The following is a 20,468-nucleotide window of genomic DNA, read 5'->3' on the forward strand; positions in this document are numbered from 1 at the left end:
GCTAATACACTTAAGGAGAGAGCAATATGCCGATTGAACGGTTTCAAATCCATGTGTCTGATGAAATCCTTGAAGATCTGAAATACAGACTGGATCATGTCCGCTGGCCCGATCCATTAGAGGGTTCTGACTGGGAACGGGGTTCGGATCAGAGTTATTTACGGTCGCTCGTTACGTATTGGCGGGAGCAGTTTGACTGGCGTGCCAGAGAAGCCGAGTTGAACCGCTTGTCACATTTTCGCTGTAACGTCGATGGAATCGATGTGCATTTCGTGCACGAGCGCGGCAAAGGGCCTAATCCGCAGCCAATTATCCTTACGCACGGATGGCCGGACAGCTTTGTGCGATACGAGAAGATTATCCCTATGCTTACGGACCCTGAACGTTATGGCGGGAATCCCGAAGACTCCTTCGATGTCATTGTCCCTTCCGTGCCCGGATTCGGCTTCTCTAATGGCCTGAAACGCGCTGGTGTGAATAATGCCTATGTTGCTGAGCTGTGGGCCAGACTAATGACCGAACATCTGGGCTACCCGAAATTCGCTGCGGCAGGCGGAGATATCGGCTCTGGTGTTACACGGTATCTGGCATTCAATCATCCTGAACTTCTGACCGGCATACATCTTACCGACATCGGCATCATCCGGAATCTTCTGGCTGTGCAGGATAAGTCAGGGCTGTCTGAAGAAGAGCTCCTGTACATCAAGAATACTTCGCAATGGATGGCTGATGAAGGCGGGTACATGTCGATTCAATCGACGAAGCCACAGACGCTTGCCTACGGACTGAACGACTCACCTGTAGGATTGGCAGCTTGGATTATTGAGAAATTCCATGCATGGAGTGATTGCAAGGGTGACCTAAGGAACAGCTTTAGCGAGGATGAACTGCTTACGAATATTATGATCTATTGGGTTACCCATACAGCAGGGTCAACAGCGAATATCTATTACGAGAACACACATTCACTGCCGCCTCTGGGGCGCATTGAGGTGCCCGCCGGAATAGCTATTTTCCCGGGAGATGTCGCCTTGCCGCCCCGGGAATGGGCTGACCGCAATCTGAATATCACCCGCTGGACAACCATGCCCCGCGGCGGACATTTCACAGCCATGGAAGATCCCGCGCCTCTGGCTGAAGACATCCGTGAATTCTTCAGAGCATTAAGAGGATAAAAGATTTCACTGTTTCACCAGCACAGACAACTCGCCCTCAAAAACCTGATCGTCTGAGCTGGTGAACGTTGATAATAACACCGTAACCAGGCCTGTTCCATTCCGCTTCTCTTCTACCCCGGTCACTTCAACCATGGTATATAATTCATCACCCGGATAGACGGGGCGCATGAATTTAATGTTGTTCATCGCAGTTCCGGCAATAACCTCATCCCCATAACTGCCTGTCTCCACCCACAGCTTAAACGACACAGCCAGGGTCTGAATTCCTGAAGCAATGATTCCGTTGAATCGGCCTTGCGCTGCCTTCTCTTCATCCAGATGCATATACTGCGGATCAAATTCGCCGGCAAATCTGGTGATATCCTCTTTCGATAAGGTTAGAGATTTGGTTCTAAATACTTGTCCGATATAAAATTCATGAAACCGCATGATTGCACCTCTTGAAGTAATTTTGCTCGTTTATTTTAGAGTAGGATTATATCACAGATCCGGAATTTTGGTTAGACAGGGGCAAACTAATCATCGTCCGGTCTAATAATGCCCATATCTGTTCAGCCATCACTGAAGCTGGATAAGGCATAGAATTGCTAATCCACCATTCGAAAGAGGTTATTACCGCAGAAGCTAGAAACTGTACGGTTATTTCCTTGTTGAAATTTGGCCCGGCAGCGATTAAATCGAATTGTCTGCTAAGACTTTCCCGGACAACGACAAGCAAACGATTTCTAAAAGCAGGTACTCCCCGGTTTCTCAGCATCTTAGAATACAACCCGGAATTCTGTTCCAAATATTCAAAAACCCGAAGCAATGTGGATTTCGAAGTGAATTTACCGGTAACCTCACTGTCAGGCGCGCATTTGTCGATTAAGCGGTTAATTTGTTCTTCCAAACAATGATCAAGCAGATCATATTTATCTAGAAAATGTAAATAAACCGTTCCACGGTTAACATTGGCCAGCTCAGCAATTTTATTTACAGTGATATTTTCAATATCTGTTTCCGACATTAATGCTAAAAAAGCATCCATAATAGCCTGTTTGGATTTCTGTATACGTCTATCCATATATTTCTCCTTCATGAGTCAGAATTGAACATTTCTAAGGTGTGTGTTGATTAATCAACATAAGGGATCGCTTTGGGGATTGTACAATTCTCTGCTTTTTTGTAATGTGATTTTAACAAACAAACGTTGGTTTTTCAACGAATGTTCAATAATACAAATGGAGGCTGCGCTATGAAAGCAATGGGTATAACCGGCTTTGGAATCCCTGAGTCTTTTGAAGAGTATGAACTAGCTGTTCCTGCAATTAAAGAGACACAAGTACTGGTGGAGGTGTATGCCTCCTCAATTAACCCTGGAGATAATCATTTACGTTCGGGTGAGCTATTACAGAGCCCGGTAGGCGGGCAATTTTCCATTCAATTCCCGTATTTTCTTGGAGGTGATGTTGCCGGTGTTGTAAGAGGTGTGGGTACGGGGGTACAGCACTTTAAAGCAGGTGACCGCGTTATGGGGATGGTCCGTGGAGGCTCTTATATGGATCAAGTGGCTGCCGATGAGGATACCTTAACGATGATACCGGACAATGTATCCTTCGAAGAAGCCGCTGCTGCGCCTACGGTAGCCTTGACGGCCTGGCAGGCACTTTTTGAGCATGGTAAGCTTCAGCCAGGTCAGCGTATTCTCATTCATGGGGGTGCCGGTGGTGTTGGACATGCGGCCATTCAATTAGCCAGACATTATGGTGCTTATGTAATTGCAACTGCAAGAGAGCATAATCATGGCTTTGTCCTGGGTTTAGGCGCAGATGAAGTCATTGACTATTATTCACAACCGGATTTCGTGACAAGGTTATCCGCACCTGTAGATATGGTTCTTGATACAGCTATGCTAGGGAAAAAAGAATTAGAAACTGGACTTCCAGGCGAGTTCGGGGATTATAGCTATGACATATTAAAGGATGGCGGGAAATATATTTCCATAACCTCTTTCGGTATTGGAACCTATCCAGGCGTTCGCAATATTGACTCGCTATTTTTCCGTGCCCGTCCAAACCGGGATGATCTTAATGTAATTTCCACTCACATGCAGGAGGGGAAGCTCAACATTCATGTAGATCATAGGTATCCATTTACCACTCAAGGTTTATTTGAAGCGTACCGCACAAGCGAGAAACAACCCAGACGGGGAAAAATTGTGATTTCAAAAGAAATAATCGAGTAGGAGGGGGCGGCAAGCCCCCGTCCTCTCACACCACCGTACATGCGGGTCCGCATACGGCGGTTCCAAAAGGTTAACAAAGTTCCAGATAGCGTGAAAGTAAACTCTTCAGCCCTTTTGCTTCCCAATAGGAAGTCGAAAGGGCGTTATTCGTGTTCCGGGACATTTCCCACGCGCCTCGCCGCGAGTTGGCCATCTTAAAACAAGCCCACTTTGGAACCCCGAGTGCTCGAAGCTCGCGGATTCGTGTACGTACTCGTTTCCACTGTTTCCACAGACACATTCGAAGTCTCCTCCGAATCCACTGGTCCAGTGTTTGGAAGTGTGTCTTCGCCGAGGCTAGACGGAAATAACCGAGCCAACCCATCAGATAGCGGTTCAGTCGGTAAATCCTTTCTTCCATGGAAATGGACCAGGTACGTTTCGTTAGCTCTCGAATTCTCCCTTTAAAAGCTGCGAGACTCTTCGGAGCAATCCGAATCGTTGCCTGTTTCTGGCTCAGGAAACTGAATCCTAAGAACTTTCGGTGCCAAGGTCTCGCTACCGCACTTTTCTCCCCGTTTACTTTCAGTTTTAGCTTTCCTTCTACAAACCGACTTACCGATTCCATGACACGCTCGCCTGCTCGTTTACTCGCCACAAAGATATTACAGTCGTCCGCGTAGCGTACGAATCGCAAACCTCGCCCGGTCAGTTCCTTGTCCAGATCATCCAATAGAATGTTTGCTAGAAGCGGACTAAGCGGACCGCCTTGTGGCGTTCCCTCCCGGCTACGCTCCCATTTTCCATCCACCATAACTCCGGCGTTTAAGTAAGCACGGATTAGCGTCAGCACTCTTTTGTCCTCCACTTTCCGCGCCACTCTTGCCATTAGCATGTCGTGGTTTACCTTGTCAAAGAATTTCTCCAGATCCAAATCCACGACCCATCTGAGGCCGCCTTGGATATATCTTTGGGCTTGTTTAACGGCGTCATGCGCGCTCTTCCCCGGCCGAAAGCCGTAGCTGTACCACGAGAATTGTGCGTCAAAGATCGGGTTCATGACTTGTAAAAGTGCTTGCTGGAGGAAACGGTCCATCACAGTCGGGATGCCTAGCTGCCGTACACCGCCTCCAGGTTTGGGGATTTCCACCCGTTTGACTGGCGCAGGTCTGTAAGTTCCCGTCAGAAGTTCAGTTTTCACCGATGTCCAGTGCGTATTCAGGTAAACTTGTAGATTCGCTACCGTTACACCGTCCACACCGGGCGCTCCTCCATTTTGCACCACTCGTTTGTAAGCGAGTCGAAGGTTATCTCCTTTGAGCATTTGCTCCAGCAAGTTGTTCTGGTCTTCGCGAGAGGAAGGGACGACTTGTGCCGACGAAGAACTCGGCGCTCCGGCATACCCTGACGGCTTCACCGCTTCTCTTTGCCGCAAGCTCCCTTGCGAGATATTCTGCTGTCGTTGCTCTTCATGCGAACGCATCGCTTTCCTCTCTCCTTTCGGTTCAGCCCTTCCGTAAATTGTTGCAACAGCTTACGTACTATGGCTTCTGCTGACTCCTGCCAGTTCAGCGCAGCCTCTCAGCTACGGTTACAAGTTTTTTTTTCTTGCTTATCTGACAGGTCTCCCCAGATAAGAACGTCATCTGTCTGCCCGCGACCACTGGAGTATACCGCGCCAGCCCTTGGCGGCTTTGGATTTCGTCATGTTTAGGTGACTCATCCGACTGACACAGCCTCAAATCCAGTTCGTGTACCTTGGCCCGTGCTTTTGCCTCCGGCTTCCTTCAGATTCCACCTCACGGTGGACACCCTTGCCCTTGGCTAACGGTAGGCGCTCGCCAGCCCCCGTTCGGGACTTTCACCCTAAAGATGACGCCCATGCTGGGCGTACTAAAAGAAGGGCAGCTTCCCGTTAAGAAGCTGCCCTTCTCTTTTAACTGCCCATGTCTGGCTATCTATACTGGATCTGCGTTTTATTCTAGACCCTGTTTCCCGTAGCCAGTGAGGTTCTCAACGACTTGCGGATCGTAGTGGGAGAAAAATGCGCTTTCGCCTGTATCGAGTGCAGCGATCTTAGCCATGTCCTCCGGCGTCAGTCCGAAGTCAAATACATTCATGTTTTCTTCCATTCTGTTTCGGCTAACTGTTTTGGGAATGACTACCACGCCTCTCTGAATCAGATAGCGCAACGCCACCTGGGCCGTGGATTTATGATATTGATCAGCCACCGTTTGTAAGGTGGTGTTGGTGAACAAATTATTTTTCCCTTCGGCAAAAGGACCCCAGGATTCAATCTGCGTATGGTATTTCTCCATGATTTCCTGAGCTTTGACCTGCTGGTTGAAGACATGGGTCTCCACCTGATTTACAGCCGGCACTACTTCAGTAAACTGCACAAGGTCGATATATCGGTCCGGATAGAAATTACTTACACCAATTGCTCTGAGGGTACCGGCCTTATACAGCTCTTCTAATGCACGGTACGTTCCGTAGTAATCCCCAAACGGCTGATGAATCAGGACCAGATCCAAATAATCCAGCTGCAGCTTTCGCAGGGATTCTTCAATAGAAGCTTTAGCTTGTTCATTGCCTGCATTAGAGATCCATACTTTGGTTGTGATAAACAATTCTTCCCGGGGAACTCCGCTCTTCTTAATAGCACGGCCAACGGCTTCCTCATTCCGGTAAGCTTGTGCGGTATCAATGGAACGGTAGCCTACGCTTAGGGCATCCAGCACACATTTCTCACATTCCGCGTGATCTGAAATCTGATAGACTCCATAGCCCAGAATCGGCATTTGTACTCCGTTGTTTAACGTTACATACTCCATTTGTAATTCCTCCAAAGTTAATAGTTACAAGTGATTTTAACCCCGTCTGATTAGTGCCGGTTATTCACCAGCCGGAAAGTCCGTTGAGGCAGCCTAGTCGGTCTGCTTCTCAAAATCAGCAACACGCTTAATAAGGGTCGACAGGGTGGCGGCCAATGCCTGGGAGCCTAACACCATACGCATCGGTGCAGGCTCTACGTTCACACTCTCGATAATACGGGCAGCCATACGCGCCGGATCGCCGGGAGCCAGTCCATTCGAACCGTCCAGCATGCTCAAAAAGCCGTGCGCAGGATTCCCCTCATATTCTGGCATTAATGAAGCAACCTGTGCGCTGCCATAGCGGAATTCGGTACGGGCTCCTCCCGGTTCTACGAGTGTAATCCCGATGTTAAAAGCAGCGACCTCCTGGGCCACAGATTCACAGAAGCCTTCAATGCCGAATTTGGTAGCATGGTACATTGAATTGCCCGGGAAGGCAACCTGTCCGCCATAGGATTACCTTGTCCCCTTGCTCAAGGAGCTGCTGCGTCATCACATAACCAAACCCGCTGCTGACACCTGTAATCAGCCATGTTCTTTTGTGCATAATCATTCTATCCTCCTGTTAACTATGATTTCGCTGCTGCTTCGTTCACACACCGCAGCGCATTCAGACTGCGCGGATAACCGATGTAAGGCAGGCATTGAGAAATGACCTTGATCAAGAACTCCTTATCATTTCCAAGCCTCATATTGGCTGCGGCATGACTGGTCGCCTGCGGTTCACAACCGCCTTGGGCATACAGGAAGCAGAACGTAATCATCTCTCTTTGTTTGAGATCCAGTCCTTGCCGGGTATAGTAGTCGCCGAAGCAATTAGCCGCAAGCCATTGATTGATGTGCCGGCTCTCCTCCGGTCCTGATTTCCAGAACTCCTGCATGCTCTCGCCAAAAATATCCACCTGCGCCTGAATCCCCGCTTTAAGACGCGTTTCCATAGTGGTTGTGGCCTGCCCCGGTAGAGGAAGCTCCACACCTCCCGCAGTCAATACATCATTCAGGACATGCAGGAAAGGAAGAACTCTGCCAATACCGAGATAAGCGACGGACTGATAGACTATTTCCTTGGCTTCTACCGGTGTAACGCCAAAGTTCAGGGCTGCGGGCAGCATAGCTTTGAACTCATCGATTCCCTGACAGCCGATTAATACAGATAGAATGGCCATCATACGGGTCCGGTCATCCAAATCATCCTGATGAACCACTTCATCAAATGCAAAATTATCAAACCGCTCGATAAACTCGGGATCGGTTACTTGAAGCTTGGATTCGTAGCCCGGAAACATTCTTTCGTGGTATTTCTTTGCGGCATCTGTAATCTCCATTGTGTACTCCTCCTGATTATTTCTGGACGCTTATTATTCTTCCGCCAAAAAGGGTCAACCAAACAAGTTGGCTAACCCTTTATTTAAATGAATTCATGTCTATTATTATACTTGAGTCTCTTTATAATACAATTTATGATTTCGCCTAAAAAGTACAGTAATGTACTATTTTAACGAAAATGTCTATTAAAATTAACTTTCAGGTCCGGAGCTATTCTCCAGTCGTTACACCGGATCATCGTGCCTAAAGGATATTCAAAATCACATTCACCCATAAATGTGAAGCCAAGCTTACTGCAAATGGCGTTAGAAGCAGGATGGCTGATTTTGGGGAAAGCATGAATATACTTGTGCTTCTGCTCTGAATGGATCCTAGCTAGGGCCTTAACGGTTGCTTCTGCAGCTATACCTTGCCCTTGAAAAGCAGTTAACACGCTCCATCCGATCTCATACACCGGTTCCCCATGCCAAGTCTGATCCCAGTAACCTACACTGCCGGCTACTTCTAGCTCTGGCTGCAACAGGATCTTGAACATTCTCCCTGTTCCAGTTCCGGCAATCTCACAGTAACGTTTATGACGGGACAGGAGCTTCTCCTCCGTCTCCGGTCCTCCAAGGAACACTGTCATCTCGGGAGAATTCAATTGCTGCAGCAATCCGAAATCTCCGGCATCCCAAGGTTCAATGCTTACCTCCGGCCTGTACTTCTGTTCTGCCATTACACACACCTCCACATATAATTGCTGACGGGCTCTCAGCTTCATATTATACGATCCCATTAAAAAAGCCCGAAAGCTAAACTTCAGGCAAGTTTCTTCTATAATTAGCCGCTGGGAAGCGAAGAAATGCTGCATTTCATACAACAATGGCGGATTGGTGCCGGAAAAATGAGCACATTGTTGCAATTTGTGCAGGATTTTAAAATGAAATTGGATCTTCACCACTTACCAGGGCAGCGTATTACCGGCATAGTCAATCAGAGTAAGCTCTTGCTGCTTGTAATCCGACTTCAGGCGATTCGCGATCTGCTGCAGAATAGACCCGGCTGATTCATCAGCGGTGAGGCTTCCGGTTATATCCAGCTTTCCTTGCATATAAGTCTGGACATGACCCGGATGGAGAACCATAACCTTGCCGCCCTGCGCCGCAATCTGATTCTGAATTAATTGAGACTGCATATTTAGCGCGGCCTTGGACATGCAGTAAGCGTACCAGCTGTTGCGCCAGCAGGTTCCAATACTGCCTGCTTCTGATGAAATGTTAACGATCAGCTTGCTGTCACTCCGGAGAATAGAATCAATTAAGCCATTCGACATCCGCAGCGAGCCTAGCGTGTTCACCCGGAAGACCTGCTCCATTTCATCAAAATCCAGCGTATCCTGAATCGTCTTGCTCATATCACCCAGAATCGCCCCGTTGTTAATCAGTATGTCCACCCGGTCCGTGTAAGCTGCAATAGCCGCGACCGCTTGTTGTACACTTTCTGCGTTGCTTATATCCAGGTTCAGCACCTGCAGCTGCTCTTCATAGCTTGCCTTCAGCTGTTCCAAGTGTTCATTGCTCTCCTGCAGATACTGCCCGGCCAACACATGATAACCCTGCTCCAGCAGTGCCTTAACCAGACTCAGCCCAACGCCCCGGTCAGCACCCGTAACTATAGCCCATCGACTCTCCAACAGGCTCACCTCCTGCCCGATTTCTCGTAAGTAAAATGCAGTACACCAGTTGATTATACGAGACTAGGCGTGGCATATCCATAACGGAATGCTTGCAGTTCATGTAATAATGTCCGCAAAACACCTCGCAAAGCGGGCATCCGCAGCAAACCATGAAACCTAAAAAGAGTGTTCCAAGCAGCGGATTCCGCTTTTTGGACACTCTTCATGTGCCTTACCTTCATTTATCAGGTGACAACCCTTCGATGACCTTGTCGATATTCCATTGAATCATCTTAATGTAGGTGTCGCCGTCTTCCCCTTTTTTAGCTAAAGAATCAGTGAAGATCTTAGAATGTATGGGCACTCCTGTCTCATTAGAGATGGTCTCCATCGTCTTGGGATTCACGCTCGTCTCCAGGAATAACGCAGGCACCTGATTCTCTTCAATAATACTAATGATCCGTTTCATTTGCTCCGGCGTCCCCTGGCTGTCCGTATTAATCTCCCAGATGAAAGCAGATTCGAAGCCGTAAGCCTTCGAGAAATACTTGAATGCCCCTTCGCTGGTAACAAGAATCCGCTGTTCCTGCGGGATCTTATTTACTTCCTCTTTGGCGTATTGGTCCAGCTCATTCAGTTTCTTCACGTAGGCTGTCTGATTGTTAAGATAATACTCCTTGTTGTCCGGATCCTGTTCAATTACACGTTTGGTGATCACATCCACGTACTTAATGGAATTCTGGATATCCAGCCAGGCATGGGGGTCCACTTGCGTTTCCTTGCCTTTCTCAGTCAGATACATCGGGGTCACTTCATCGGAGACAGCAAAGGCAACCTCATTCTTGTTCGTCACCTTCAGCAGGTCCTGGAACCATCCTTTTCCCGTCTCCAGATTCAGGCCGTTATAGAAAATCAAATCTGCGCTGGACACCTTGCCCGTATCGGCAGGTAATGGATCATACATATGGGGGTCTGTTCCGATGGGAACCATACTGTATACTTCAGCTTTGTCCCCGACAATATTCTCGGTCATATCTGCGATGATGGAGTACGTGGCAACAATCTGCAGCTTATCCTCACCCGCTTCCCCCTCATTAGTATTAGAACAAGCAGCGAGCAGTGAGATCAGTACGATAGAGGATAGCCATTTGAGTTGTTTCATCCTTGCTTCAGCCCTTTCCTTAAGAAATTATTTTTGGGTGACAGTATGAAGGAGACCGCGAACAGGCTCACACCCACCAGTACTATCGTGGCACTTGTCGGGAGATTAAAGCCAAAGCTGAGATACACACCTACAATTCCCGATACCGCCCCCACCGCAGAGGCTAATACAATCATGTGGATCAGCGTATGGGTCCATAAATAGGAGGTGGCTGCCGGGATCACCAGCATCGCAATGACAAGCACAATCCCCACTTGCGATAACGAGGATACCGTAACTACAGACAGCAGCATCATCAGCAGATAATGATAGAAGCCTGTTTTTAAACCATAAGCCTTGGCAACTACCGGATCGAACGAGCTGATCAGCAGCTCTTTATACAGCAATACAATAATGGCAATCACAACGAGCATGATGATGAAAGATTGCGTTAACTCAGACTGCGGAACGGCGAGGATATTCCCGAACAGAATATGAGTCAGATCCAGACCGCTTTTGGCAAAAGTAATGAGGACAATCCCCAGGGCGAAAAATGAACTGAGTATAATGCCGATAGAGGTGTCGCTTTTGATCGTACTGCGGCTTGTAATGAATTGGATAAGGATTGCGGCCAGCAGGCCAAACAGGGATGCGCCCAGCAGGATGTTGATCCCCAGTATGTAGGACAAGGCTACACCAGGCAGTACAGCATGAGATAAAGCATCGCCCATCAGCGACATCTTCCGGAGAACAATGAAGCTGCCCAGCGCCCCCGATACAATGCCCAGGATGATGGCGGATAAGCCGGCGTTAAGCGCATAGACCGGGATGTTGAACAAGTCTGACATATAATTAATCATATTCGGTCCCTCCTGCCCCTTTGATGATCACATTGCCCAAGGAGGCACCATATGCTGCGCGGATATTGTCGGTAGTGAAGGTATCTTTCACATCTCCAAAGGCGATCAGTTTTTTATTCAGGATAATAATTTTGTCAAAATACTCTTCCACCTCATGCAGATCATGGTGAACGACGAGAATGGTTTTGCCCTCTTCACGAAGATGCTTAAGCAGATTCACGATAATCTTCTCACTGACCATGTCGATCCCGACAAACGGTTCATCCAGGAAAAAAACGTCCGCTCCCTGGGCGAGTGCCCTGGCAATAAAGACCCTTTGCAGCTGTCCGCCGGATAAATTGCTGATTTGTTTATTCGCAAGATCGCTTATATCCACCATCGCCATACATTCCTCGGCCCGTTCCCGGTCTTTTTTGCCGGGGCGCTGGAAGATTCTCAGGTTCGGGTAGGTTCCAGTCAACACCGTATCCTTCACCGTGATCGGAAACGTGAGATCAATATCATTTTTTTGCGGCACGTAGGCAATCTTCCGTTTGTACTCCGAAATATCCCTGCCCTCAACCCTGACCGAGCCAGTTCTCTTCTTAATCACTTCTAATAATGCCTTAATCAGTGTTGATTTCCCTGCGCCATTCGGTCCGATGATCCCCACCGTATGCCCGAACGGGATCTCGAGATTCACATTCTCCAGTGCTGAACTGCCGAAATAATCAACATTTAGGTCTTTAATCTCGATCATATGCTAACTCCTTATCTGCTAATAGCTGTCTGAAATATGACGTAATTATGAGTCTGAATATTCTTTGTTTCCTGAATGAAACAATAAGTTCTGAATACATAATTGTTTCCTGCGGGAAACATTTAGTCTTATGAACAATATATTTAACTGCGGGCAAATTGTCAATAATAATTTAAATTTGTGTTACAATTTCAGCAGAAGGAGTGATTGGGTTGAGAATCGCAGATTTGAACCTGGAGCAGAACAGTCAGGAAATATCGGGATTACTGGAGGAGCATAGCCGGCGGATGGATGACAGCATTCCGCCTTATGAGCGCGAAGTGATCTCGCTGGCAGCTTATGAAGGTGATACATATGTAGGAGGCATTACCGGTGATATGGTCTGGAAGATTCTAAATGTTCACCTGCTGGCCGTCGATCCCGCCTATAGAGGCAACGGACTAGGCGGAATACTGCTCAAGGAGCTGGAAGACAGAGCCCGGTCGCACGGCTGTAAGGTGAGTGAATTAACTACCATGAGCTGGCAGGCTCCGCACTTTTATCAGAAGCTGGGGTACGAGGTCTTCGGGGAGATCCATAATTGTCCCCAGGAAGGCCAGACGAAATATTATTTGAAGAAAAGTCTTGAATAACCACGCAAAAATGCTCCCACACTGCCTGGGAGCATTTATTATATCTGCGAGAATTATGAGTTCATTTAGTTAACTGACTTGTCATACTGTAGATAGACTACGTGCGTCTGCAGGTATTCGTTCAGTCCATGTTTGCCGTCGGCACCGCCGATCCCGGACTTTCTCCAGCCTGCGTGGAAGCCCTGCATCGCTTCAAAATTCTCGCGGTTAATGTAGGTCTCTCCGTATTTCAGACGTTTGATTACTTTCATAGCGACATTCAAATTCTGGGTATATAAGGACGAGGTTAAGCCGAATTCACTGTCGTTGGCAAGCGCGATCGCTTCATCCAGGGTGGAGAACGAAATGACCGGGATAACCGGTCCGAAGATTTCATCCTGCACAATCTCCATGTCGTTGGTGGCATTCGTGATGACCGTCGGCTCGAAGAAACTGCCTGCACCTTCTACCTTTTTACCGCCAAGAGCAATTGTAGCCCCCTCTTGTACTGCACGGTCTACCTTCTGTTGAACCGATTCCTGTGCGGCCTTATTAATCAGCGGCCCCATATGAATATCCTTATCCTTGAGCGGGTCTCCGTATTTCACTGCCTTCATAGCTTCAACCAGGCGGGAGGTGAATTCATCCTTAATGCCCTCATGTACATAGACGCGCTCTGCACAGTTACAGACTTGGCCTGTATTAATCACCCGGGAATCTACGATCGCTTTGATCGCCAGGTCCAGATCGGCATCCTTCATGACAATCGCCGGTGCCTTGCCGCCCAGCTCCAGACTGACCTTGATGATATTCTCGGCGGCCGCCTCCATCACCTTTTGTCCGGCGGGTACACTGCCTGTAAGACTGACCATTCCGACCTTCGGGTTACTGGCCAGTTCATGGCCTACTTCTCCGCCTCTGCCTGTTACCAGGTTGAATACCCCTTTGGGCAGGCCGGCTTTATCAACAATACGGCTGAAGGCCACGGCATTGTTCGGGGATTCCGCACTTGGCTTGACGACAATCGTATTGCCGGTAATCAGCGCCGGAGCCATCTTTCTCGCGATCAGGAAGAACGGGAAATTCCAGGGCAGGATGCCTGTCGTTACACCAATTGCCCGTTTAAACACAAAAATATTCTCATTATCACGGTCGCTCTGAACGATCTCCCCTTCATAACGCCGTGCCCATTCCGCCATATAATCCAAATAATCCGCTGTAAAGTTAACCTCTACCGCAGATAATTCCAATGTCTTGCCTACTTCTTCCGAGATCAGCCTGGCGATGCTGTCCGCCTCCGCGCGTATCCCGTCTGCAATGGCATGCAAATATCTGCCTCTCTCGACGGCCGGAGATTCCTCCCAGGCTAATTGGGCTTCTTCCGCTGCATTAATGGCACGTATGACATCATTCCTTGTAGCCTTGGGAACCTGTGAGATTACTTCATCTGTTGCCGGGTTGGTTACTTCGATCCATTCTTTGCCTTCGGATTCCGTAAATTGGCCATCGATATACATCAAATGCTTGGTCACTGTTTCTCCCCCTCAAGGTAGATTATTACAATTGCCAACCATAGTGTAAACGCTATCAATATTTATTGTCAATAAGATTCACATTTACTATTTGTTTTTATGTTGTTTTTCATTGACTTCTTGAGTTAAGCTATGAATATAGGGTTACATTGATTGGAGGGATCGGCTGTGAAAGTCAGTATTTTCTCTACTTGTTTAGTAGACCTTATGACCCCGGAGGTCGGTATTGCTATGGTTGAAGTCCTTGAGCGGCTGGGTTGTGAGATCGATTTCCCGGCTTCGCAGGTCTGCTGCGGGCAGCCCACTTACAACAGCGGCTATCTGAAGGATTCGAAGCTCGCCATGCAGAATATGATGCTTGCCTTCGAGAACTCCGAATATGTCGTGGGTCCTTCCGGCTCCTGCATTGCTATGTTCCATGAATACCCGAAGATCTTCAAAGGTGATCCGCAGTGGGAATTGAAAGCGGTTGCTTTGAAGGAGAAATCCTATGAGTTCACGCAGTTCATCGTCAGGGTGCTTGGCGTCACTGATGTTGGTGCAAGCCTTGAAGGAACCGCCACCTACCACCGTTCCTGCCATATGACAAGACTGCTGGGTGAGAAGGAAACTCCATATCAGCTGCTTGAACACGTCAGAGGACTGCAGCTGGAGCCGCTTAAGAACAGCGATAACTGCTGCGGTTTTGGCGGAACCTTTTCGGTCAAAATGCCCGAGATTTCCGAGCAGATGGTGGACGAGAAATGCGGCTGTATCAAGGATACCGGAGCTGATATTCTGATTAGTGCAGATATGGGCTGCCTGCTGAATATCGGGGGTCGTCTGTCCCGCAAGGGTGAGCCTGTCAAGATTATGCATATTGCTGAAGTGCTGAATCAGCATCAGCCTGTTGTTAGCAGAGGAGGAAGCCGGACTTGAGCCTGCAAACCGATAAACGTAATTTCAGCGAACGGACTACAGAAGGTCTTGGGGATTCATTCATGCGAAATGCTGTCGGTTCTGCGCAGGACAGTCTCAAGACTAGACGTCTGTCTGCCGCCACCGCACTAGGGGATTGGGAGCAGTGGCGTAACGCAGGCCAGCTTATCCGCCAGCATACCCTGCAGAATCTGGATTATTATCTCGGCCAGCTCGCAGATAATGTTGAGCGACAAGGCGGCCATATTTATTTTGCAGCTACCAAAGAAGAAGCCAGCAGTTATATAAGAGATGTGATCGTCCGCAAGCAGGCTAAAAAGGTTGTAAAATCCAAATCTATGGTCACGGAGGAAATTGAGCTGAACCATGTCCTGATCGAAGCCGGCTGTGAGCTGATTGAGACGGATCTTGGGGAGTATATCCTCCAAATGGATGATTGGGACCCGCCCTCGCATATCGTCGCTCCCGCATTGCATAAAGACCGGAGACAAATCCGGCGGGTGTTCTCAGAGAAGCTCGGATATACGGGAGATGAAACCCCGGAGAATCTGGCCGGATTCGCCCGGACGGTTCTGCGGCAGAAGTTCCTGGAAGCTGAAGTCGGGATTACGGGCTGCAACTTCGCCATAGCTAATCTGGGAGCGATCAATCTGGTGACCAATGAGGGCAATGGTGATCTTACGGCTGCCATTCCGAAGACCCATATTGCGGTGATGGGTATGGAACGGATTGTCCCGACCATGGAGGAAATGGAGGTTCTGGATAACCTGCTCTGCCGCAGTGCCGTCGGACAGAAATTAACCAGCTACATTACCGTATTGGGGCCTTCTGCAGCCGGAGAGACAGATGGTCCCGAGGAATTCCACCTGGTTGTTGTCGACAACGGCCGGTCCGATATTCTGGGAAGTGAATTTAACGAGGCGTTGCAGTGTATCCGCTGCGGTGCTTGCCTTAATGTCTGCCCGATCTACCGCCATATCGGCGGGCATGCCTACGGATCAATCTATCCGGGCCCGATCGGTGCGGTAATCACTCCGCTGCTTGGCGGGTACGATGACTATAAGGAGCTGCCGTTTGCCTCCAGTCTCTGCGGTGCTTGTACAGATGTCTGCCCGGTGAAGATTCCGCTGCATGAGCAGCTGATCATGCACCGGCAGAACATTGTCGGGCAGCGAAGAACCGGCGCCGCAGACAGGCTTCAGATGAAAGCGGCCAGCCGGCTGCTGTCCTCCCCTGCCCTATTCGGCCGGACCCTGCGGTTAGCACACTCCGCCAGCCGATTGATGAGTAAACAGGGGCGAATCGTAAGAGGACCAGCCTTGATTCACGGCTGGATTCATGCCCGCGACCTCAAGCAGCCCGTCAAGCAGCAGGACAGCTTCCGGGCATGGATGGAGAAACGTAAAGGAGGGTCAGAGCAATGACAGTATCCTCGAATAAGGAGGCTTTTCTGAATACAATTGCCGCTAAGCTGGGCCGGGAACGTAAGACTAATGTTCAGCGGCCTGTTATACAGGACTTGATTCCGGACAACTATGGCGAGCTAACTAACGATGATCTGGTAGAGATTCTTAAGGAGCAGTGTTTCTTCATTCACACTCAAGTGATTGAATCGAATCCGGAGATTCTGCAGCGGACCTTGGATGATCTTATAGAAGCGAAGGGCGGCGGGCTGGTTATGACTTCCGGAGATCCCCGGTTTGCCGAATACGGGCTGGAGTTCCCGGATGCCGCCGTGTGGGAGGAAGCAGCAGGAAGAGAGGAGAATGTTATGCGGGCTGAATCAGCGAATACAGCGATTATCTTCGCCGACTGTGCGCTGGCTGAGTCCGGAACGGTTGTGGTAGAGAGCCGCCCGGATCAGGGCCGCTCCCTTCACTTCCTGCCTGCCCATTATATTGCGGTGATTGAGCGGCAGAGGCTTGTGCTCCGTTCTACTCAGGCAGCAGCAGCGTTTAACCGGAGAATTCAAGCCGGTGAGCCGGTGGGCTCATCAATTAATTTCATCTCCGGCCCCTCCAATTCCGCCGATATCGAAATGAAACTCGTGGTGGGTGTGCATGGACCGCTGAGAGCTACCTATGTGCTTATTTAGTAATCCGTAACATCAAATTCTCTATCCTTATAATAAAATTTCCGGTCTTCCTCGGTGATCTCACGGATAATTCTGCATGGGCTGCCTACTGCTATCACGTTATCGGGAATGTCCTTGGTCACCACGCTGCCAGCCCCGATCACTACATTGTTACCTATGGTTACGCCCGGATTCACGATCACGTTGCCGCCGATCCAGACATTATTGCCGATCGTTATAGCGATCCCATATTCATAGCCTGAATTCCGGGAATCGGGATGGACGGGATGTCCTGCGGTATAGAGCGATACATTCGGAGCAAACATGACATTATCACCGATGACGACTCTGCCGACATCAAGAATAGTACAGTTGAAATTAGCATAGAAATTATTCCCCACAGAGATGTTGGTTCCATAATCGCAGTGGAAGGGCGCTTCGATATGAATTACCTCTCCTGTCTTGCCGATAATCTTCCGGATCAGTGCTGCTCTCTCCTCTTCTTCATCAGGACGGAGCAGATTGAACTGATGGACCATCAGTCTGGCAGCTGTTCTCTCTTCCGTTAATCCATCCAGCCAAGCTTTATAAGGGAGACCTGCAAGCATTCTTTCTTTCTGGTTCATTGTTTGTTCCTGCCTTTTCTTGTAGAGTAATCGGCCGACCTGCACCTCAATCACCACTTATTAAATGACTTATAATAAGTTATACCATAATTATATAGGAAGAACAAGAGCCCCACTGATTGGCGGGGCTGCAAGACATTTTACATTGTTACATGCGTTCTCTTGTATAGAACCGGTATTGCCGCTGCGATTAGGATGATCCCCATAACAGCAGGCGCAGAATGACCAAGCGATACATAGATTTGCCCCCCAATGAGAGGCCCGATCATCCTGGCCAACGCCTGAATCGATTGGCTGCCGCCTTGAATCCTCCCTTGTTCACTCGAATCGACAGACTTGGATAGCATCCCGTTGAACGAAGGCCCGAAGATCGAATCACCAAAGCCGAAGATGAACATTCCAACGATGAAAAGCGGATAGAACGCTAAGAGTGACGAGACGGCAATGAACCCATAGCCTATAATCTCCGAGACCATTCCAAGTACGGCGATCTGCTGATCACTTAATTTCTTCAGAAGCTTGGGCATGATGAAGCCTTGCGACAGGATATCCTGAAAACCCATAATGGAGAACATTAGTCCGATGATTGCCGGTTTCCAGCTGAAGGAATCCATTGTGAATTGTGAGAACACAGCCTGCATAGATCCATTAGGTATCCAGAGCAGGAAGGCGGAAATAAGCAGCCTGTTCAAGTTTTTCATGGAGAGCAGACTGGCCAGCTGTGAGAATGGATTCAGTCTAACAAAGGTAATCTCTTGCAGTCTATTATTCTTGCTCAGACTCTCCGGCATGTAGAAGAATCCGTAGATAACATTCAATAAAGTAATGGCCGCTCCAAAATACATCGGTACAGCATAGCCAAACTTGGCAAGTAATCCGCCTACACTCGGGCCAATGATGGTGCCTGCACCTACGACCGCACTCACCCAGCCAAAGTATTTGGTTCTTTGCTCCGGTGGAATAATGTCTGCAAAATAGGCAAAGATCGTGCTGATGCTCCCGCCTGTTATACCTTCTATGATCCGACCGGCGAACAGTACCCACAGGGCTCCTCCTATACCAAAAATAAAGTACCCGATCGCAGAACCTAACAGGCATATTAAGAGCAATGGACGGCGGCCGTATTTGTCGCTTAGTGCTCCAAGTACCGGGGCCGCAAAAAATACGCAAAATGCATAAACGGAGGTCAGCAGCGTAACCATTACCGCTTGTTCTCCCGGATTATCGGTATACGGCTGCACTAAGAATGGAACGACAGGCGCTATGATAGTGAAGCCTATTCCGCACAGAAATACAGAGATAAGGCCGAAGATTAAAGCGTGTCTGTCTACGGTTTGTTCTGTGTTCTGTGTAGAGTGTGATCTGGATTTGAACATGTAATTCTCCCCTCAAACGTCATGATTATGTTTCCTAGGAAACATAATCATCCTACTGCATTTTTGTTTCCTCGTCAACAAAAATACAATAAAAAAGACAACCGTTCTCGAAAGAGCCCGGCTGCCTGAGGTTTCATTATCAGTATTCAATTCATTCCGATTTCAAATCTGTACCGAGTTTTGTGATTTCTGCATCCAAATGCCTGCTATACTTCTCAATGAAGCCAAGCATGTTGTCATATTGCTCCTCGGTTACCTGCTCGAATACAGCTTTATCCCGCTCGCGGAATTCCTGGTGCAGCTCCTCATGGACTTTGCTGACCGCTTCCCCTTGCTTCGTAAGCCTGAAATAGATTTCTTTCTTATTATCCGGCTTCTGGTAGCTTTCGATATAGCCCTTTTCCATGAGCTTCTTGGTTATTTTGCTTATAGCACTTCTAGTCATATAAAAATGCTCCGCAAGTATGGTCACGTTGGAATCCGCATTTTGCCCGATATATTCGATGCAATGTACCTCAGAGGGCTTGTACCCCTTAAGACTCTCTTCCATCTTGGATTTATTCAGCCAGCTCAGCTTGTTAAATAAATCCCTGAAATTCATCAGGACCTGTTCTTCTTTGTTCATGGCCTGCCCTCCCGACGCCTTAGTGCATTAACATTATTATTGTAGCACTTATTCCATCCGGTAGGTCCAAAAGGATTCCCGTCCGAACCGGGTTTGAATCTCCTCCGCAGTCAGCTCCCGGCTTCCCACAAGCTCCGCCGCTTGATATTGCGAACGGTGGGCCTGAATCGAGGCCATTTTCTTCGTTAGGAATGCAGTCACGTCTACGTTCACATCCGCCGGGCCGATCATCTGCTCATGGTTGCTGGAGAACGCAATGCAGTGAACTATTGGCCGCTTCGCAGACGGGAGCCTGCCGACCGCCCGGATGACAGCGGCTCCGGTGGCATCGTGATCGGGATGGACACTATAGCCGGGATAAAAGGTAATGACGAGTGACGGGGTCAATTCCTCGAGCAGTACCAGCAGTGTATTATCCAGGAGCTGCGGGTCTTCGAATTCGATCATTTTATCGTGGAAACCAAGCATTCTTAAATCTTGTATGCCAATCGCACGGCAGGAGGCTATCAATTCTTCCTTGCGGATCTCCGGCAAAGTAACCCGGTTCGCGAATGGCGGGATTCCCATGTTCCGTCCCATCTCCCCTAAGGTCAGACAGGCATAGGTCACCCCGGCACCACTGTCTATGTACTTTGCCAGGGTCCCTGCAGCAGCGAAGGCTTCATCATCGGGATGCGGAAATACAACTAGCACGCGCTTATGTTCAGCTTGATTAATATCCATGGC

General features: G+C 48.7%; 23 protein-coding genes. 6 read left to right on the forward strand and 17 right to left on the reverse strand.

The genetic code is table 11. The features are described 5' to 3' along the window. Nucleotides 1–26 precede the first annotated feature (26 nt). Nucleotides 27–1,175, forward strand: a complete 1,149-nt coding sequence (locus NYE33_RS23260) for an epoxide hydrolase family protein (protein WP_341067796.1) — start codon at nt 27–29, stop codon at nt 1,173–1,175. 6 nt (nt 1,176–1,181) lie between these two features. Here the strand turns inward: NYE33_RS23260 and NYE33_RS23265 are convergent, their stop codons facing one another. Both NYE33_RS23265 and NYE33_RS23270 read right to left on the reverse strand, forming a co-directional pair. Continuing rightward, nucleotides 1,182–1,607 carry a MaoC family dehydratase gene (locus tag NYE33_RS23265; protein WP_039307901.1) on the reverse strand — a complete coding sequence of 142 codons (426 nt, stop codon included), beginning with the start codon at nt 1,605–1,607 and terminating at the stop codon, nt 1,182–1,184. A 46-nt stretch (nt 1,608–1,653) separates the two neighbouring features. Beyond that, the gene (locus tag NYE33_RS23270) at nt 1,654–2,241 is read right to left on the reverse strand and encodes a TetR/AcrR family transcriptional regulator (RefSeq protein WP_341067798.1); all 588 of its coding nucleotides are present in this window, start codon (nt 2,239–2,241) and stop codon (nt 1,654–1,656) included. A gap of 171 nt (nt 2,242–2,412) precedes the next feature. On the opposite strand from NYE33_RS23270, the gene NYE33_RS23275 reads away from it, so the two are divergent. Next, nucleotides 2,413–3,402 (forward strand): NADP-dependent oxidoreductase, encoded by a 990-nt coding sequence (locus NYE33_RS23275; RefSeq protein ID WP_341067800.1) that lies wholly within the window; start codon nt 2,413–2,415, stop codon nt 3,400–3,402. 70 nt (nt 3,403–3,472) lie between these two features. On the opposite strand, the gene ltrA is transcribed toward NYE33_RS23275, so the two are convergent. From ltrA to NYE33_RS23325, 10 genes are all read right to left on the reverse strand, one after another. Further along, on the reverse strand, nt 3,473–4,864 hold the full coding sequence (gene ltrA / locus NYE33_RS23280) for a group II intron reverse transcriptase/maturase (protein ID WP_081969805.1): 1,392 nt from the start codon (nt 4,862–4,864) through the stop codon (nt 3,473–3,475). A 493-nt stretch (nt 4,865–5,357) separates the two neighbouring features. Then, entirely contained in the window at nt 5,358–6,215 is an 858-nt protein-coding gene (locus NYE33_RS23285) for an aldo/keto reductase (RefSeq protein WP_076245856.1), read from the reverse strand. A 93-nt stretch (nt 6,216–6,308) separates the two neighbouring features. Further along, complete coding sequence (locus tag NYE33_RS23290) at nt 6,309–6,677, reverse strand: SDR family NAD(P)-dependent oxidoreductase (protein WP_144026134.1); 369 nt, start codon at nt 6,675–6,677, stop codon at nt 6,309–6,311. Next, a complete protein-coding gene (locus NYE33_RS23295; RefSeq protein WP_179093565.1) occupies nt 6,649–6,804 on the reverse strand; it encodes a hypothetical protein in 156 nt (51 codons plus the stop codon). The genes NYE33_RS23290 and NYE33_RS23295 overlap by 29 nt, the downstream gene beginning before the upstream one ends. A 22-nt stretch (nt 6,805–6,826) precedes the next feature. Further along, nucleotides 6,827–7,582 (reverse strand): carboxymuconolactone decarboxylase family protein, encoded by a 756-nt coding sequence (locus NYE33_RS23300; protein ID WP_341067803.1) that lies wholly within the window; start codon nt 7,580–7,582, stop codon nt 6,827–6,829. A gap of 170 nt (nt 7,583–7,752) precedes the next feature. After that, a complete protein-coding gene (locus tag NYE33_RS23305; RefSeq protein WP_341067804.1) occupies nt 7,753–8,301 on the reverse strand; it encodes a GNAT family N-acetyltransferase in 549 nt (182 codons plus the stop codon). Nucleotides 8,302–8,526: 225 nt separating this feature from the next. After that, nucleotides 8,527–9,258, reverse strand: coding sequence for an SDR family NAD(P)-dependent oxidoreductase (locus NYE33_RS23310; RefSeq protein ID WP_445669790.1), 732 nt, complete (start codon nt 9,256–9,258; stop codon nt 8,527–8,529). A 220-nt stretch (nt 9,259–9,478) separates the two neighbouring features. Further along, nucleotides 9,479–10,402 (reverse strand): metal ABC transporter substrate-binding protein, encoded by a 924-nt coding sequence (locus NYE33_RS23315; protein ID WP_341067807.1) that lies wholly within the window; start codon nt 10,400–10,402, stop codon nt 9,479–9,481. Continuing rightward, the gene (locus NYE33_RS23320) at nt 10,399–11,241 is read right to left on the reverse strand and encodes a metal ABC transporter permease (RefSeq protein WP_144026133.1); all 843 of its coding nucleotides are present in this window, start codon (nt 11,239–11,241) and stop codon (nt 10,399–10,401) included. Before NYE33_RS23320 ends, NYE33_RS23315 begins: the two co-directional genes overlap by 4 nt. Beyond that, complete coding sequence (locus tag NYE33_RS23325) at nt 11,234–11,977, reverse strand: metal ABC transporter ATP-binding protein (protein ID WP_197073119.1); 744 nt, start codon at nt 11,975–11,977, stop codon at nt 11,234–11,236. The genes NYE33_RS23320 and NYE33_RS23325 overlap by 8 nt, the downstream gene beginning before the upstream one ends. Before the next feature lie 215 nt (nt 11,978–12,192). On the opposite strand from NYE33_RS23325, the gene NYE33_RS23330 reads away from it, so the two are divergent. Next, nucleotides 12,193–12,612 carry a GNAT family N-acetyltransferase gene (locus NYE33_RS23330; RefSeq protein ID WP_042236440.1) on the forward strand — a complete coding sequence of 140 codons (420 nt, stop codon included), beginning with the start codon at nt 12,193–12,195 and terminating at the stop codon, nt 12,610–12,612. A gap of 65 nt (nt 12,613–12,677) precedes the next feature. Here NYE33_RS23330 and aldA read toward each other — a convergent pair whose 3' ends face one another. After that, a complete protein-coding gene (gene aldA, locus NYE33_RS23335) occupies nt 12,678–14,123 on the reverse strand; it encodes an aldehyde dehydrogenase (RefSeq protein ID WP_256703944.1) in 1,446 nt (481 codons plus the stop codon). A 168-nt stretch (nt 14,124–14,291) separates the two neighbouring features. On the opposite strand from aldA, the gene NYE33_RS23340 reads away from it, so the two are divergent. The 3 genes from NYE33_RS23340 to NYE33_RS23350 all read left to right on the forward strand — a co-directional run bounded on the left by NYE33_RS23340 (nt 14,292) and on the right by NYE33_RS23350 (nt 17,136). Then, complete coding sequence (locus tag NYE33_RS23340) at nt 14,292–15,041, forward strand: (Fe-S)-binding protein (protein WP_042137285.1); 750 nt, start codon at nt 14,292–14,294, stop codon at nt 15,039–15,041. A 62-nt stretch (nt 15,042–15,103) separates the two neighbouring features. Further along, on the forward strand, nt 15,104–16,465 hold the full coding sequence (locus tag NYE33_RS23345) for a LutB/LldF family L-lactate oxidation iron-sulfur protein (protein WP_418793857.1): 1,362 nt from the start codon (nt 15,104–15,106) through the stop codon (nt 16,463–16,465). Beyond that, nucleotides 16,462–17,136, forward strand: a complete 675-nt coding sequence (locus tag NYE33_RS23350; RefSeq protein ID WP_341067812.1) for a LutC/YkgG family protein — start codon at nt 16,462–16,464, stop codon at nt 17,134–17,136. The genes NYE33_RS23345 and NYE33_RS23350 overlap by 4 nt, the downstream gene beginning before the upstream one ends. Here NYE33_RS23350 and NYE33_RS23355 read toward each other — a convergent pair. From NYE33_RS23355 to bshB2, 4 genes are all read right to left on the reverse strand, one after another. After that, nucleotides 17,133–17,741, reverse strand: a complete 609-nt coding sequence (locus tag NYE33_RS23355; RefSeq protein ID WP_042137280.1) for a sugar O-acetyltransferase — start codon at nt 17,739–17,741, stop codon at nt 17,133–17,135. The two genes, NYE33_RS23350 and NYE33_RS23355, sit on opposite strands and share 4 nt — an antisense overlap. Before the next feature lie 140 nt (nt 17,742–17,881). Next, the gene (locus NYE33_RS23360) at nt 17,882–19,117 is read right to left on the reverse strand and encodes an MFS transporter (RefSeq protein ID WP_340945710.1); all 1,236 of its coding nucleotides are present in this window, start codon (nt 19,115–19,117) and stop codon (nt 17,882–17,884) included. A gap of 151 nt (nt 19,118–19,268) precedes the next feature. After that, nucleotides 19,269–19,742 carry a MarR family transcriptional regulator gene (locus NYE33_RS23365; RefSeq protein WP_042137278.1) on the reverse strand — a complete coding sequence of 158 codons (474 nt, stop codon included), beginning with the start codon at nt 19,740–19,742 and terminating at the stop codon, nt 19,269–19,271. A gap of 48 nt (nt 19,743–19,790) precedes the next feature. After that, nucleotides 19,791–20,465: a bacillithiol biosynthesis deacetylase BshB2 gene (gene bshB2, locus NYE33_RS23370; RefSeq protein ID WP_341067813.1), complete on the reverse strand. Its 675-nt coding sequence runs from the start codon at nt 20,463–20,465 to the stop codon at nt 19,791–19,793. Nucleotides 20,466–20,468 lie beyond the last annotated feature (3 nt).

Source organism: Paenibacillus sp. FSL R10-2199 (assembly GCF_038000235.1).
Lineage (GTDB): Bacteria > Bacillota > Bacilli > Paenibacillales > Paenibacillaceae > Paenibacillus_AQ > Paenibacillus_AQ phytohabitans.

What these genes read in the sequence shown, in the direction of transcription:
- NYE33_RS23290 (WP_144026134.1), bottom strand. Translation starts at nt 6,677, where the DNA reads ATGTACCATGCTACCAAATTCGGCATTGAAGGCTTCTGTGAATCTGTG.
- ltrA (WP_081969805.1), bottom strand. Translation starts at nt 4,864, where the DNA reads ATGCGTTCGCATGAAGAGCAACGACAGCAGAATATCTCGCAAGGGAGC.
- NYE33_RS23265 (WP_039307901.1), bottom strand. Translation starts at nt 1,607, where the DNA reads ATGCGGTTTCATGAATTTTATATCGGACAAGTATTTAGAACCAAATCT.
- NYE33_RS23360 (WP_340945710.1), bottom strand. Translation starts at nt 19,117, where the DNA reads ATGTTCAAATCCAGATCACACTCTACACAGAACACAGAACAAACCGTA.
- NYE33_RS23350 (WP_341067812.1), top strand. Translation starts at nt 16,462, where the DNA reads ATGACAGTATCCTCGAATAAGGAGGCTTTTCTGAATACAATTGCCGCT.
- NYE33_RS23295 (WP_179093565.1), bottom strand. Translation starts at nt 6,804, where the DNA reads ATGCACAAAAGAACATGGCTGATTACAGGTGTCAGCAGCGGGTTTGGT.
- NYE33_RS23355 (WP_042137280.1), bottom strand. Translation starts at nt 17,741, where the DNA reads ATGAACCAGAAAGAAAGAATGCTTGCAGGTCTCCCTTATAAAGCTTGG.
- NYE33_RS23320 (WP_144026133.1), bottom strand. Translation starts at nt 11,241, where the DNA reads ATGATTAATTATATGTCAGACTTGTTCAACATCCCGGTCTATGCGCTT.
- NYE33_RS23305 (WP_341067804.1), bottom strand. Translation starts at nt 8,301, where the DNA reads ATGGCAGAACAGAAGTACAGGCCGGAGGTAAGCATTGAACCTTGGGAT.
- NYE33_RS23275 (WP_341067800.1), top strand. Translation starts at nt 2,413, where the DNA reads ATGAAAGCAATGGGTATAACCGGCTTTGGAATCCCTGAGTCTTTTGAA.
- NYE33_RS23270 (WP_341067798.1), bottom strand. Translation starts at nt 2,241, where the DNA reads ATGGATAGACGTATACAGAAATCCAAACAGGCTATTATGGATGCTTTT.
- NYE33_RS23300 (WP_341067803.1), bottom strand. Translation starts at nt 7,582, where the DNA reads ATGGAGATTACAGATGCCGCAAAGAAATACCACGAAAGAATGTTTCCG.
- NYE33_RS23365 (WP_042137278.1), bottom strand. Translation starts at nt 19,742, where the DNA reads ATGAACAAAGAAGAACAGGTCCTGATGAATTTCAGGGATTTATTTAAC.
- NYE33_RS23285 (WP_076245856.1), bottom strand. Translation starts at nt 6,215, where the DNA reads ATGGAGTATGTAACGTTAAACAACGGAGTACAAATGCCGATTCTGGGC.
- NYE33_RS23260 (WP_341067796.1), top strand. Translation starts at nt 27, where the DNA reads ATGCCGATTGAACGGTTTCAAATCCATGTGTCTGATGAAATCCTTGAA.
- bshB2 (WP_341067813.1), bottom strand. Translation starts at nt 20,465, where the DNA reads ATGGATATTAATCAAGCTGAACATAAGCGCGTGCTAGTTGTATTTCCG.
- NYE33_RS23345 (WP_418793857.1), top strand. Translation starts at nt 15,104, where the DNA reads ATGCGAAATGCTGTCGGTTCTGCGCAGGACAGTCTCAAGACTAGACGT.
- NYE33_RS23315 (WP_341067807.1), bottom strand. Translation starts at nt 10,402, where the DNA reads ATGAAACAACTCAAATGGCTATCCTCTATCGTACTGATCTCACTGCTC.